15 protein-coding genes and 1 tRNA gene are annotated in these 13,866 nt (G+C 35.0%); 8 read left to right on the top strand and 8 right to left on the bottom strand.

All coding sequences use genetic code 11. The features are described from left to right. Positions 1-15 precede the first annotated feature (15 nt). Positions 16-771, bottom strand: a complete 756-nt coding sequence (locus CRN91_RS02565) for a biotin--[acetyl-CoA-carboxylase] ligase (RefSeq protein ID WP_114114887.1) — start codon at positions 769-771, stop codon at positions 16-18. Further along, a complete protein-coding gene (locus CRN91_RS02560) occupies positions 750-1,112 on the bottom strand; it encodes a diacylglycerol kinase (protein WP_114114886.1) in 363 nt (120 codons plus the stop codon). Before CRN91_RS02560 ends, CRN91_RS02565 begins: the two co-directional genes overlap by 22 nt. Positions 1,113-1,209: 97 nt before the next feature. Between CRN91_RS02560 and truA the strand changes: the two genes are divergently transcribed. Further along, on the top strand, positions 1,210-1,953 hold the full coding sequence (gene truA / locus CRN91_RS02555; protein WP_114114885.1) for a tRNA pseudouridine(38-40) synthase TruA: 744 nt from the start codon (positions 1,210-1,212) through the stop codon (positions 1,951-1,953). A gap of 3 nt (positions 1,954-1,956) precedes the next feature. Here truA and CRN91_RS02550 read toward each other — a convergent pair whose 3' ends face one another. The 4 genes from CRN91_RS02550 to purB form a co-directional block, all read right to left on the bottom strand. Further along, a complete protein-coding gene (locus tag CRN91_RS02550) occupies positions 1,957-3,819 on the bottom strand; it encodes a SulP family inorganic anion transporter (RefSeq protein WP_174688436.1) in 1,863 nt (620 codons plus the stop codon). A 177-nt stretch (positions 3,820-3,996) separates the two neighbouring features. Then, on the bottom strand, positions 3,997-4,515 hold the full coding sequence (gene rimM / locus CRN91_RS02545) for a ribosome maturation factor RimM (RefSeq protein ID WP_114116051.1): 519 nt from the start codon (positions 4,513-4,515) through the stop codon (positions 3,997-3,999). A gap of 4 nt (positions 4,516-4,519) precedes the next feature. Continuing rightward, positions 4,520-5,131 (bottom strand): 30S ribosomal protein S16, encoded by a 612-nt coding sequence (gene rpsP / locus CRN91_RS02540; protein ID WP_114114884.1) that lies wholly within the window; start codon positions 5,129-5,131, stop codon positions 4,520-4,522. Positions 5,132-5,187: 56 nt separating this feature from the next. Next, a complete protein-coding gene (gene purB, locus CRN91_RS02535; protein ID WP_114114883.1) occupies positions 5,188-6,552 on the bottom strand; it encodes an adenylosuccinate lyase in 1,365 nt (454 codons plus the stop codon). Positions 6,553-6,646: 94 nt separating this feature from the next. Between purB and acnB the strand changes: the two genes are divergently transcribed. Continuing rightward, positions 6,647-9,205: a bifunctional aconitate hydratase 2/2-methylisocitrate dehydratase gene (gene acnB / locus CRN91_RS02530; protein WP_114116050.1), complete on the top strand. Its 2,559-nt coding sequence runs from the start codon at positions 6,647-6,649 to the stop codon at positions 9,203-9,205. Between the two features lie 60 nt (positions 9,206-9,265). Here acnB and rpmG read toward each other — a convergent pair whose 3' ends face one another. Both rpmG and rpmB read right to left on the bottom strand, forming a co-directional pair. Continuing rightward, positions 9,266-9,421 (bottom strand): 50S ribosomal protein L33, encoded by a 156-nt coding sequence (gene rpmG / locus CRN91_RS02525; RefSeq protein WP_114114882.1) that lies wholly within the window; start codon positions 9,419-9,421, stop codon positions 9,266-9,268. Between the two features lie 10 nt (positions 9,422-9,431). Then, on the bottom strand, positions 9,432-9,668 hold the full coding sequence (gene rpmB / locus CRN91_RS02520; protein ID WP_114114881.1) for a 50S ribosomal protein L28: 237 nt from the start codon (positions 9,666-9,668) through the stop codon (positions 9,432-9,434). A gap of 111 nt (positions 9,669-9,779) precedes the next feature. Here rpmB and CRN91_RS02515 point away from each other — a divergent pair. The 6 genes from CRN91_RS02515 (at position 9,780) to CRN91_RS02485 (ending at position 13,866) form a co-directional block, all read left to right on the top strand. After that, positions 9,780-9,869, top strand: a tRNA-Ser gene (locus tag CRN91_RS02515). A gap of 129 nt (positions 9,870-9,998) precedes the next feature. Continuing rightward, positions 9,999-10,544: a hypothetical protein gene (locus tag CRN91_RS02510; RefSeq protein WP_114114880.1), complete on the top strand. Its 546-nt coding sequence runs from the start codon at positions 9,999-10,001 to the stop codon at positions 10,542-10,544. Positions 10,545-10,573: 29 nt separating this feature from the next. After that, the gene (locus CRN91_RS02505; RefSeq protein ID WP_114114879.1) at positions 10,574-11,203 is read left to right on the top strand and encodes a class I SAM-dependent DNA methyltransferase; all 630 of its coding nucleotides are present in this window, start codon (positions 10,574-10,576) and stop codon (positions 11,201-11,203) included. Positions 11,204-11,299: 96 nt separating this feature from the next. Continuing rightward, on the top strand, positions 11,300-11,950 hold the full coding sequence (locus CRN91_RS08685) for a ZrgA family zinc uptake protein (protein ID WP_174688435.1): 651 nt from the start codon (positions 11,300-11,302) through the stop codon (positions 11,948-11,950). A 16-nt stretch (positions 11,951-11,966) separates the two neighbouring features. Then, the gene (locus CRN91_RS02490; RefSeq protein WP_114114877.1) at positions 11,967-12,638 is read left to right on the top strand and encodes an ABC transporter ATP-binding protein; all 672 of its coding nucleotides are present in this window, start codon (positions 11,967-11,969) and stop codon (positions 12,636-12,638) included. Continuing rightward, positions 12,619-13,866, top strand: coding sequence for an ABC transporter permease (locus CRN91_RS02485; RefSeq protein WP_114114876.1), 1,248 nt, complete (start codon positions 12,619-12,621; stop codon positions 13,864-13,866). The genes CRN91_RS02490 and CRN91_RS02485 overlap by 20 nt, the downstream gene beginning before the upstream one ends.

Below are 13,866 nucleotides of genomic sequence, written 5' to 3'. Positions count from 1 at the left end.
CTTAACTATCTTACCCTAAATGAATTCTATATGCTTAGAGCTATAAAGCTCTTGAACCCCATTTTTTGTTAATACTTTTAGTCCACCTTTATCATTAATACCAGTTACTATTCCTTCGACAATTTCATTAGATTGTGAGATTTTAAGCTTACATCCATTAAGCATGTCATATTGATCCCATTCAAGTTCAAGATCCAACAGACCATGATTTTTAAAGTTATCAATCCTTAGCAAGATATTATTAATTAATTTTGCAATTAATTGCTGGATATCTGGTATTTTTTGTTGCATTTGAGATAGGTCTATCCAAGGCGTATCACAATTAAAATTTTTACCTAGGTTATAGTTTAAACCCACTCCAATAACTACAGACTGGATACCTGATTGAATCTGATTCTCTAATAAAATTCCAGCTAATTTACTATCCTTAAAATAAATATCATTTGGCCATTTGATTTTAAAGCCTTGATATGAATATTCATTCTCCAGAACCTTTATTATTGCTAAACCTATGATTAAACTGAGGCCACTTAAGTTTTCTTCTTGAATAAAATTTTGGCGAATAGAGAAAAGAATACTTCCATCTTTTTGTGAAACCCATTTTCTTCCATACTGGCCTCTTCCATCTGATTGTTGCCTGGTAACACAAATCTGAGTTTTTTTTGAATATGGCCTGTTACTTAAAAAAAGATTCGTACTATCGATTGAATCAAAAAAATGACAATCTAAATCATCAGATAGCAATTTTTTTAAAGAAGAATAATAATCCACGTAATTAGAAAGATAATTAAAGACAATAAAACTGCCGCTGATGCAACATCTTTGGCGAAACCAGAAAGTTCATGTTGATCAAGACTAATTCGATCAACAATAGCTTCTATTGCAGAGTTTAACAGCTCAATAATTAATACTAAAAAGATTGGCACAATAAGCAAAACTCTTTCAATAGATGACTCTCCAAGCCAATAACCAAGAGGTACTAGAAATATTGCAAGCCAAACCTCAAGTCGAAATGCATATTCAGAATGGTAGCATGCCTTCAAACCTTGAATAGAGTAGATCGTTGCTGACCAAAGTTTTTTTATGCCAGTTGGCTTATTATTTTTGTTCATATGGTTAACATACCAAGTCAATAGTCTTCTCTGAAAAGAAGAATACTTTGTTAAAATATTAATATCTATTTTACAATACAAAAAATAATAATCGCTCATGAAAATTGCACTTGGTGTTGAATATTTAGGAACTGATTTTTTTGGTTGGCAAATACAAAAATCTGGCCTTAGAACAGTTCAAGGTGCTGTTGAATTAGCATTATCAAAAGTAGCAGACCATCCTGTTCGTGTTTTTTGCTGTGGAAGAACAGATTCTGGTGTTCATGCTATAGAGCAGGTTATTCATTTTGAAACTGAAATAAGTAGAACTAATAATGCCTGGCTATTTGGTGGGAATGTTAACTTACCAAGTGATGTAAATTTCACTTGGGCAAAAGAGGTCGCAGAAGATTTTCATGCAAGGTTCAATGCTTATGCAAGATCTTATGAGTACAAAATACATAATAATCCCATAAGGTCATCTCTAAAAACTAATTATTATTTATGGGAACCAAGAAATCTAAATATTATAGAGATGAAAAAAGCAGTAAGTTTTTTAGTTGGTGAGCATGACTTTTCATGCTTTAGAGGGAGATTATGTCAGGCAAAAACACCTATTAAAACCATAGAATATATTGATATTATTGAATCAAATGATGAATTAATTTTAAAAATTAAAGCTAATGCATTTCTTCATCATATGGTTCGAAACATTGTAGGTACAGTCCTTAAAATAGGCAGAGGAGAGAAGGATGCTGAATGGATATTATCAGTATTGGACAGCAAAGATCGAAGAAAGGCCGGCCCAACAGCAGAGCCTCAAGGTCTATATTTTATAAAGGCTTTTTATGAGAATCTTTAATAATTAAGATTCTAATACTGAATCATCAATATCTAATATCTGGTCTTGCTCTTCTAGATTATCTTCCTCTTGAACTTGATTACTTAATTCAAGTTGTTGCCAAACATACTTAAGTGCATCAGCTCTCAATTCAAAAAAACGATTTTCTCCAAACCTAGTTTTAAAGCCTGAGCGATGCAATTCTGCCTCAAGTCTATCAGTTCTTGCAAATAAAATTTCTACCCCAGAATCTGCACATGACTCAACAAGATTAGACAAGACCTGTTCTCCACTTGCATCAATCTGAAAAATAGAAGCAACATCAACAACAATATATTTCAATTCCTTATTCCTTGAAATGAGTTCGAGCAATTTAGTTTCAAAGTAAGCAGCATTTGCAAAATAAAGAGAGCCACTATACTTTGCTACTTTTACTTCATTACTGATCTCTGTATCCTCATCAGTATATCTAGAGGCAATAATTGACTCAGGTTGAACTGATAATTCTGCAAAGTTTGGCTCCATAGTTCTATAGAGAAATAAGCCGAGTGACATAATAACACCAAAGGCAATACCATTTTCAAGGTGAGGGGCAAAAACTAGTGTCATTATAAAAGTAAGAAGACCAACCCAGCCGTCATGCTTTTCTACTTTCCATGCGTGTCTTAGTGGGCCAAAATGAATTAAATTTACTACTGACATTAAAATAATAGCGGCTAAAGTTGCTTGTGGAAGATGGTATAGCAATGGTGTCAGCCAAACTATTGTTAAACCAACAATAACAGCTGTTATAACTGAGGCAAAACCGGTAACTGCGCCTGCCGTTAAATTTACAGCAGAACGAGAGAATGAACCTGAGACCGCATACCCCTGAAAGAAACTTGAGGTAATATTTGATAAGCCTTGTCCAATGAGTTCCTGATTAACATCTAGTCGCTGCTTTGTAGTTGCAGCCATTGACTTAGCAACAGAAATTGCCTCCATAAATCCAATCAATGATATTGTTATTGCATAAACAAATAATGTACCCATCGCATTAAAATCAAAACTAGGAATCTTAAAACTAAATAAGCCATCTATCTCAATTGAATTAACAATTGCCCCACCCATTGATTCATAATCAATTAAAAAAGAGGCTGCTGTAGAAATTATTGCAACTGTTAATATCGCAGGCATTCTAGGGGAAAATTTCTTTAAAAGTATAATTCCTAAAACACCAGATAGCGCCATAGCTAATGTAGGAATGTGAGTATTAAATATAGCTGACTCTATTAATCTTGCAATAGTTTGATAACTTTGATCTGCATTACAAATTGTATGCAGTGCTGGATTGACCGAACTTTCAATCCTTTCAATTAGATTAAGAGGCTGACATGCACTACTCCAATCTGCATCATTACTATTAATGACTCGAATACCAAAAACCTTAGGGAGCTGAGAGGCTCCAATAATTATTGCAGCAGCATTAGTAAAACCAGTCACAACTGGATGTGACAAAAAGTTTATTACAAAGCCAAGCCTGAGAATACCCAAAGATAGTTGAAAGACTCCAACTATAAGCGCAAGCAATGCAGCATATACTGCATAACTTGCTGGATCAGTCACAATTTCTCCCAGAGCAGCTGCTGTTAATAAAGATACAACAGCCACTGGACCCGTTGATAACTGTCTTGAAGAACCCATTATTGCACCCATTAATACTGGCAAGAATGATGCGTAAAGGCCATATTGAGGGCCTAATCCAGCTAACTGTGCATATGCCATCGATTGAGGAACTATTACAAAGGCAACAGTAACGCCTGCTATAAGGTCTGCTTTTAAAGTCCTTGGATTAGTTAGATCTTTAATCCATAACAAAAATGGAAATAGTTTTGTTATCCAGTTCATGAAATATTTTTCTGAAATATGATGTTCTTAAATTATAAAATAAGGCTACCTTGCTCATATAGGCAAGCTAAAGATACTATTATAATATACGACCTGGGAAGTCATATATATGTATTAGATTAAATTTCCTATAAATAACTTAAGCAGTAAATAGATTTATAATTAAGATATTTAACTTTAAAAATCCTCATCCCAGTCAACTAAGATTTCTTTATTGTCTTTATCGATAGATAGAAGAAAAGGCTCAATATAAGGAATCCAATGCTCTTTTTCACCTTTGGTAACTATTACATTATTTGACCCAGTATCAACTAGATAGTCAACAACTCCTAGGTTAGTTTGATTTTGATTAATTACCTTGAACCCAACAAGCTCATACCAATAATGCTTTCCATCATCAAGTTTGGGTAATTGATCTTGGTTAATATAAAGATCTTGCCCAATCAGGTTTATGGATAGATCTCGATTATCAATACCCTTTATATGAGCAACAATAGTTTTTGACTGCTCCCGACCATCAGTAATTTCAAGAATTTCATAGTTACCATTATTAATGATGTACCATGGTTCGTAACTAAGAATATTTTTTCTAGGTTCAGTGTAAGAAAAGATTTTTACCCACCCCTTGATACCAAAAAAGCCATTAATCTTACCGACTAATAGCTTTTTCTCATCTGACTGAGGTATTGGTGTCACCAAATTATTTAGCTTCTGGCTCTTCCGCAGGCTTTTCATCAGCTGGAGCTTCTTCTGCTGCTGGAGCTTCTTCTGCTGCTGGAGCTTCTTCTGCTGCTGGAGCTTCTTCTGCTGCTGGAGCTTCTTCTGCTGCTGGAGCTTCTTCTGCTGCTGGAGCTTCTTCTGCTGCTGGAGCTTCTTCTGCTGCTGGAGCTTCTTCTGCTGCTGGAGCTTCTTCTGCTGCTGGAGCTTCTTCTGCTGCTGGAGCTTCAGCCACAGCATCTGCTGCTTCCTTAGCCTCTAGCTCTGTTTTAGCTTTCTCAGCTGCTGCAATTTTTTTAGCTTTATCTGCAGCTTTTGCTGCATGCGTGGCTAATTGTTTTTCGCGAATCGAAGGATCTCTAAACTCTTTTACAAGTTGCTTGACACGATCTGAAATCTGCGCACCTTCCGAAATCCAATATGATAGTCTGTCTTCTTCTAGTTGAAGCCTGACCTCTTGTCCGCGAGCAATTGGATTAAAGAATCCAATGCGCTCGATGTAACCACTGTCTCTTCTCTTTCTAGAGTCTGTTGCTACAATCGAATAAAAAGGGTTTTTCTTGGCTCCACCTCGGGCTAGTCTTATCTTAACCATGGGTTTTTTGCTCCTTTTAGATTGTTTAAATATTAAGGCGGGAAATTATATCAGTTTTAAATCTCACGTGCTAATTTAATCGCTTCACCAATATAGTTCGAAGGCGTTAGCTTTAGTAACTCGTCTTTTGCTTCCTGAGGGATATCTAAAGAACTTATAAAGTCTGCTAAAATTTTGGCATCTATTGTTTTGCCTCTAGTTAGAGACTTAAGTTTTTCATATGGATTTTCAACTCCATATCGACGCATAACCGTTTGAATTGGTTCAGCTAAAACTTCCCAAGCTTCATTTAAATCAGCCATTAATTTAGATTCATTTACTTCTAATTTTAAAATTCCTTTGGTAATTGATGCATATGAAATTAAACTATGTGCACAACCTACCCCTAAGTTTCGAAGTACCGTTGAGTCTGATAAGTCTCTTTGCCATCTTGAAACTGGAAGCTTTGTTGCAAAGTGCTCACCTATTGCAATAGCTAAACCTAAATTTCCTTCTGCATTCTCAAAATCAATTGGGTTAACTTTGTGAGGCATTGTTGAAGACCCAATCTCACCCTCAATAGTTTTTTGTGTGAAATAGCCTAAGGAGATATATCCCCATACATCACGACAAAAATCAATCATAATTGTATTGAAACGATTTAAAGCATGAAAGTACTCAGCAATATAATCATGGGACTCTATTTGAGAACTATATGGTGAATAATTGATTCCAAGACTCTCAATAAAATCTTTTGAAACATGGGGCCAGTCAATTTCTGGATATGCACTTAAATGAGCATTGAAATTACCAACTGCGCCATTAAACTTACCCATTATTTGAACATTGTTGAGTTGTTCGATTTGTCTCATTAAGCGGTAAGAAAAATTAGCCATTTCCTTTCCAATAGTAGTCGGTGAGGCAGTTTGACCATGAGTTCTTGAGAGCATAGCAATATCTGCATTATCTTTTGCAAGGTCAGAAATTAGATTTAATGCCTTTCTCATTTCACTAAGCAGAACCTCTCTTCCATCTTCAAGCATTAGTGCATGAGAAAGATTGTTAATATCCTCAGAAGTGCATGCAAAGTGAATAAATTCACTTGCATTGTGTAACTCAGGTACTGCAGAAACTTTCTCTTTAAGAAAGTATTCAACAGCCTTTACATCGTGATTAGTAGTCTTTTCAATTTCTTTAATAGCCTTAGCATCTTCTAAAGAAAAATTATTAGTAATAGACGAGAGGACTGCATTGGATTCTGAACTAAATTCTGGAACTTCAGAAATTTGCGAATTCATTGAAATGGCTTGCAACCACCGAACTTCAACCAAGACTCTGTACTTAATTAATCCAAACTCACTAAAAATTGATTTGAGTGGTCCTGTCTTATCGCCGTAACGACCATCAATGGGTGAAATAGATGTAAGGGTATCAAATGTCATAATACAAAGTATTCAATCAATAAATTCAAGCCATCACCTTAAAAAGGATAAAATTATACTCTATTTATTGAATCACCTAATACCCACTATTACTATGAAAGAAGCGTACTTAAAACATTGCGATGAAAGAAAAAAAGAAAATCTTCCGCCACTTGCACTAAATGCCAAACAAACAAAATCTGTAGTTGACGAACTAATCATTGGCTCTGATGATGATTTTTTTCTAGATCTTTTAACCCATAGAGTGCCCCCTGGAGTTGATGAGGCTGCATATGTGAAAGCAGGATTTTTAACTAGCATCGCAAAAGGTGACGAAATCTGCAAAGCAATTTCTCAAAAGCATGCTACCTTTTTATTAGGCACAATGCTTGGTGGTTACAGTATTACCTCTTTAATTGACTTACTGGATATTAATGAAACTGCTGAAAGTGCATCTGATGCTCTTTCTCATAATATTCTTATCTATGAGGCGCATCAAATGATTCTTGAAAAATCATTAAACAATCCTTATGCAAAAAAAATTGTCGATTCATGGGCATCAGCAGATTGGTTCACCTCAAAGGAACCCCTTCCAGAAAGTATTAAAACAGTTGTTTTTCGAGTAGATGGTGAAACTAATACAGATGATCTTTCTCCAGCAACTGAAGCTTGGTCCCGACCTGATATCCCACTTCATGCAAAAGCAATGCTTATTAAAAAAATGGAAAAACCGCTTGAAAAAATTAATGAACTTAAAGAAAAAGGATTACCATTATGTTACGTTGGTGATGTAGTTGGTACTGGTTCTTCACGCAAATCTGCCATTAATTCAGTTTTATGGCATATGGGTGAAGCCATTGATTACATTCCAAATAAAAATAGCGGTGGTATTGTTCTTGGTGGCAAGATTGCTCCTATATTTTTTAATACAGCAGAAGACTCTGGCGCTCTTCCAATAGAGTGTGATGTTTCAAAACTTAAAATGGGTGATGAAATTACGATCTATCCCTATGAGGGTGTTATCAAAGACTCATCTGATAGTATAGTTTCTAAATTTGAGCTGGCACCGAGTACTATGCCTGATGAGGTTCAGGCTGGTGGGAGAATTCCACTGATTATTGGAAGAGGGCTTACAGATAAAACTAGGTCAGAGCTTGGGCTAAGTGTAAGCGATGTATTCCTTCGTCCAGTGGATCCAAAGAATAGCTCAGCAGGCTTTACATTGGCACAAAAAATTGTTGGAAAAGCTTGTGGTGTGCCTGGAATTAGACCTGGCACCTATTGTGAACCTCGAATGAGTACAGTTGGCTCTCAAGATACTACCGGTGCAATGACACGTGATGAATTAAAAGAACTTGCCTGCCTAGGTTTTTCTGCAGATCTTGTGATGCAAAGTTTTTGTCATACTGCTGCTTATCCTAAACCTATTGATCTTGAATTGCAGCACTCACTTCCAGATTTTATGCATTCAAGAGGAGGAGTCTCACTTAAACCTGGTGATGGCATTATTCATTCTTGGCTTAATCGAATGTTATTACCAGATAGTGTTGGCACAGGTGGTGACTCGCATACTCGTTTCCCAATTGGAATTAGCTTTCCAGCTGGCTCAGGACTTGTTGCTTTTGGTGCCTCTATTGGTGTTTTACCACTAGACATGCCAGAATCAGTCCTAGTTCGATTCAAAGGAAGCATGCAACCAGGAATCACCCTACGAGATCTAGTTAATGCTATCCCTTATGTAGCAATCCAGAAAGGACTTCTAACCGTTGATAAATCTAACAAGAAAAATGTATTTTCTGGGCGAGTTTTAGAGATTGAAGGCCTTGGAGATCTTAAGGTTGAGCAAGCATTTGAACTTGCGGATGCTACAGCAGAGAGATCGGCAAATGGCTGCACTGTTCAACTTAATAAGGAGCCTATTGAGGAGTATTTAAAGTCAAATATAACACTACTTAGCACGATGATTGATAGCGGCTATGATGATAAAAAAACTATTGCTAAGAGAATTCAGGATATGCAAAAGTGGCTTGATAATCCTGTTCTCCTTAAAGCTGACAAGGATTGCGAATACACTGAAGTTATTGAAATTAATTTGGATGAAATAAAAGAACCAATTCTAGCTTGTCCAAATGATCCTGATGATGTCAGGCTCCTGTCATCTGTTGCAAATACTAAAATTGATGAAGTATTTATTGGCTCTTGTATGACGAATATCGGACATTTCAGGGCTGCAGCACAACTTCTAAAAGATAAAACTGAGCTTAATACTGTTTTATGGATTGTGCCACCAACAAGAATGGATGAAAAACAATTGCGAGCTGAGGGTATCTATGAGACCTTTGAGCGATTAACTGATCGAACTGAGATGCCAGGTTGCTCTTTGTGTATGGGTAATCAGGCTAGAGTTGAAGAAGGTGCATCAGTTGTATCAACCTCAACAAGAAACTTTCCAAACCGACTGGGTGACAACAGTGATGTCTTCTTAGCATCTGCTGAAGTAGCAGCGATTTCAGCAAAACTAGGCTATATACCAAGTCCTGAAGAATATTTAGCTTTGATGAGGGACATTGAACCAATGTCTGGTGAGATTTATCAATACCTTAACTTTAATAAGATTGCTGATTACCAAGATTCAGCTGCAAATGTTCCACTAGAAACTATCCTTCAAAGTTAAGGAATAAAGATATTAAAAAAGCCGCATAAAGCGGCTTTTTTTAATCTATTTGATAAAGAATTACTTAATTTTAGCTTCTTTATACATTACATGCTTTCGAACCACCGGATCAAATTTCTTTACTTCAACCTTATCCGGATGAAGACGTTTATTCTTTGTAGTAGTATAGTAGTGTCCTGTTTCAGCAGAAGATACTAGTTTAATTTTTTCTCTCATAAGTTACTCCTTAGACCTTTTCGCCGCGACTACGGATTTCTGATAATACTTCATCAATACCTTTCTTATCGATAACACGGAGTCCTCTTGCAGAAAGTTTTAACTTAACAAAACGATTTTCACTCTCCACCCAAAAGCGATGTGTATGAAGATTTGGATAAAAACGACGTCGCGTTCTATTGTTAGCGTGAGAAACGTTATTACCACTCATTGGTCGCTTACCAGTTACTTGACATATCTTTGCCATAACGACTACCTATTGAAATTCTAAAAAGGCCAAATTATACGCAAAAAATAGCTGTTTTTTTATATAAATTTATTTACTTTATTGATAAAAACTGTATCATACCAATCTTCTGGAGGGATGGCAGAGCGGTTGAATGCACTGGTCTTGAAAACCAGCAAGGGCTAATACCCTTCCAGGGTTCGAATCCCTGTCCCTCCACCACATAGATCCCTCTACTTAAGCATCCTTAAAAATTGTTGTATTTAAATGTGAATGGATTAAAAAATAATACTCACATAGCCACACTGTTTAACATTATTATATTAATTAATATAATAAAAAAATAATAATATGTCTGAAATCATTGGTCAATCTGAAGAACGAAAAACGTTATATTATGCTTTAGGATTTACATTAGCATTTTTCTTATACTTATTATTTGTTTTAAGTCCTAATGGTAAATGTTTTGCTGTCGATGTTGGATCAAACTCATTAGGCCTTACTTTTTCTTATACTCAAGAAATGGTTCAAGGTTTCTTTGGATTAAGGACAAAGGAACAACTTATTTGTTATGGCCAATTCCTACAAATTTGGGATGTAATTTTTGCAATAATTTATACTTTAATGTACGCAACTTGGATTAAATATCTATTTAATCAGAGGCGTCTATTAATGATAGTCCCTATTCTAGGAATGCTTGCCGATTGGTCAGAGAATTTTGCTGAAATATTAATGCTTAAAAGCTATTTTATTTCAAATTCAATATCAGAAACATTAGTGTCCGTTGGATCTGGAATTAACTCCTTTAAATGGGTAATGTCCAGTCTTACTTATTTGATAATCTTAGTCGGAATCATAATCGCAATAATTGCATTTATAAAACGCAAACTAAATTAAAAAATTAATAAAATCTTCTTAAGGACCGTATGTCTAATAAAAAAGGGTTACAAGACGCGTATTCATTAGTAACTCCTGAGGATTCAATAAATTTATATCGAACTTGGGCATCTACATATGATAGTGATTTTGCTATACAAAATGATTATCGTTCACCCTTTGAAATAGCGAAATATTTTGATAAATATTCCAATAATAATGACACTCCAATTCTAGATGTTGGAGCAGGCACAGGGCTCGTTGGAGAGCGTTTAAAATTTTCCTCAAAAGAAATTGATGCCCTAGATATCTCTCCTGAAATGCTAGAAATTGCTAGATTAAAAAATTGTTACTCAAAAATAATTGAAGCAGATGTAACTAAAAGATTATCAATAAATGATAATCATTATGGAGCTATTGTAAGTGCAGGAACTTTTACTCATGGCCATGTTGGGCCAAGTGCATTTGATGAACTTTTAAGGATTGCCCAACCTGGTGGACTGTTTGTTTTTACTATCCACAACAAGCTATACAAGAAAGCTGGATTTGATAAAAAATTCATAGAGATTCAAAAAAATATCACTGAACCAAAACTTCACGAAATATTAGTTTATGGAAATAATCCAGATGAAAACTATGGAAACGATAAAGTAATTATTGCCATTTTTAGAAAGAAATAGATTTATATTTTAAGTATGAATTTAATAGACAAATATTGCAATAATATTGCATATCTGATATATTATCGCAATTATTTTTTAAAAAGGGTAGGACTGATGTCAAAACTTAAATTTTTTATATTACTTCTTGTTTCATCATATACATTCGCAGAAGAAACTAGGCATGCCAATGCTCATGTTCATGGCTTAAATAATGTAACAATGATCTTAAGTCAGAAAGAAGTAGCAATATCTTATGAAATGCCAATAGCTCAATTATATGTTGATGACCATGATGAACATGACGATGAGCATGACGATGACAAGCATGATGACCATGATGAGCATGATGAGCATGACGATGACAAGCATGATGACCATGATGAGCATGATGAGCATGACGATGACAAGCATGATGACCATGATGAGCATGACGAGCACGAAGAAAATGATGTGCACAAAGAAATTACTAAGGAGTCTTTAGAGGAATTTAAAAATTATTCATTACTATTTGATTTGCCTTTCTCAGCAAAATGTGCACTTAGCTCTTTTGAATCTGAGTTTCATAAAGTTTCAACTGAAGGCGATCATAAAGACATTGAGTTAGCTTATGAATTTATATGTGAAGAACCTTCGCTACTAAACGGTCTTAGATTTACTGCTTTTGATCGGTTTGACGATTTAGAGACAATAAATTTTGATGCTGTCATAAATAATAAAGGCTTCACTAAAAGCTTTGATTCATTAGATAATATGATAACCTTCTAAAAAATGTGAAATTTTAATGCTCAAAACAACAGGCCTGAAATATCTTTATAAGCATGGCAAGACTATTGAATTTCCAGACATTGAAATTGAAACAGGACAACGCTTATTGATTAGTGGTTTTTCAGGCTGTGGTAAGACGACCTTGCTTAGTCTTATTGCAGGAGCTCTTAGGCTTCAAGAAGGCTCGATAAACTTTAATGACACTGATTATTCAGATATGTCCTCGATGAGTCTGGATAAATTTAGAGCAGATCATATTGGTTATATTTTTCAAACGCTAAACCTCATCCCATTTTTAAATGTTTCAGAAAATATTGCTCTTGGAATTAAGTTTTCTAAAAATAGGAAATCTAAAGTCAGCGATACGCATCAGGAGATTGAGAGGCTCATCAGCTCTCTTGGTCTGGAAAAAGAAATTTTAAATACAGCAATTGATAATTTAAGTGTTGGCCAACAGCAAAGGGTTGCAGTTGCTCGAGCCTTACTAGGAAAACCAGATTTAATTTTAGCTGATGAACCAACATCAGCACTTGATAACGATACAACCAAAAAATTTCTTGATGAAGTAATGAATACTTTTGATCGATCTCATCAGGCAATAATAATGGTAAGTCATGATCTCTCAATTGCACCCTACTTTGATACTGTTTTAGATTTTAATAAACATAATGCTCATTCCATTATTTAAATCAATTTGGTCAAGAATTCTGCCTACTTCGTTGGTCACAATATCATTAATGGCGTCTATGGTTCTGTTACTAAGTATTGAACGGATTCAACAGGGAGCAGAGGAAGGCTTTAACCAAAGTATTTCAGGAGTTGATGCAATTATTGGTCCAAGATCAAGCTCCCTTGAGCTAGTTCTGTATACGGTATTTCATCTTGGACGACCTACAAATAATATTACTACTAAAACAATTGATGAAATTAAACTAAGAAATGATATAGATTGGATAGTTCCTATTGCTTTGGGTGATAGTCATAAAGGTTTTAGAGTAATAGCTACTGATTCAAATTACTTTGAACATATCAAATATGGTTCTAATAAATCATTAAAAGTTTCAGAAGGTAGAATATTTTCTGAAATATCAGAAGTAGTTTTAGGTGCAGATGTTGCTAGTAAACTTAATTATAAAATTGGGACAAGCATTCAGATAACTCATGGATCATCTGAGTCAATAGGCAGTAAACATGATGACTTCTCATTTATTGTAACAGGCATACTTGATAAAACAGCTACACCAATTGATCAAGCTATTTTTTTGGATTTACGGGGTTATGAGTTGTTGCACTTGGGCTGGCAAAGTGGAAGAAAAGTATTCAGTCTTGATAATATTGACCTATCTGCTATTCCTGAAGACGACCTAAATCCAAAAACTATAACTGCTGCTTTTGTAGGACTCAAGTCACAATTAACTCTATTTAATTTTACCAAGAGCATTAGGGAGTACCCAAGTGAGGCCATATCTGCAGTTATTCCGGGTATTGCTTTATCTCAGCTTTGGTCAATTGTTGGACTAGTGGATAAAGGTTTTGAGTTGCTTAGTTGGATTATCATTGCCATTAGTTTAATAGCAATGATTACTCTCATTATTGCGAGTTTAGAGAATCGCAAACAAGAAATGACTATCTATAGAGCTAATGGAGCTTCTCCAATATTCTTAGGTGGAATAGTAATTTATGAGGCCCTTATAATTGGATTAGTTGCAATTGTTGGTGCAATTTTAATTGTAACAATAGTAACTTATTTTGCAACTAATCAGCTTAACCTAGCGTTAGGAATTACGCCATCATTTAAGTTGGTAAGTTTGGGTGAAATCAGAATATTTACTATTATCTTATTATCCGGAGTTCTAAGCAGCTTAATTCCAGCCATTATGGTTTTTAGAAAGAATTTACATCAAACACTAGGTTAA

Source organism: Candidatus Thioglobus sp. NP1, assembly GCF_003326015.1.
In the GTDB taxonomy this organism is placed as follows: domain Bacteria; phylum Pseudomonadota; class Gammaproteobacteria; order PS1; family Pseudothioglobaceae; genus Pseudothioglobus; species Pseudothioglobus singularis_A.
This window is presented reverse-complemented; position numbering and strand designations above follow the sequence as displayed.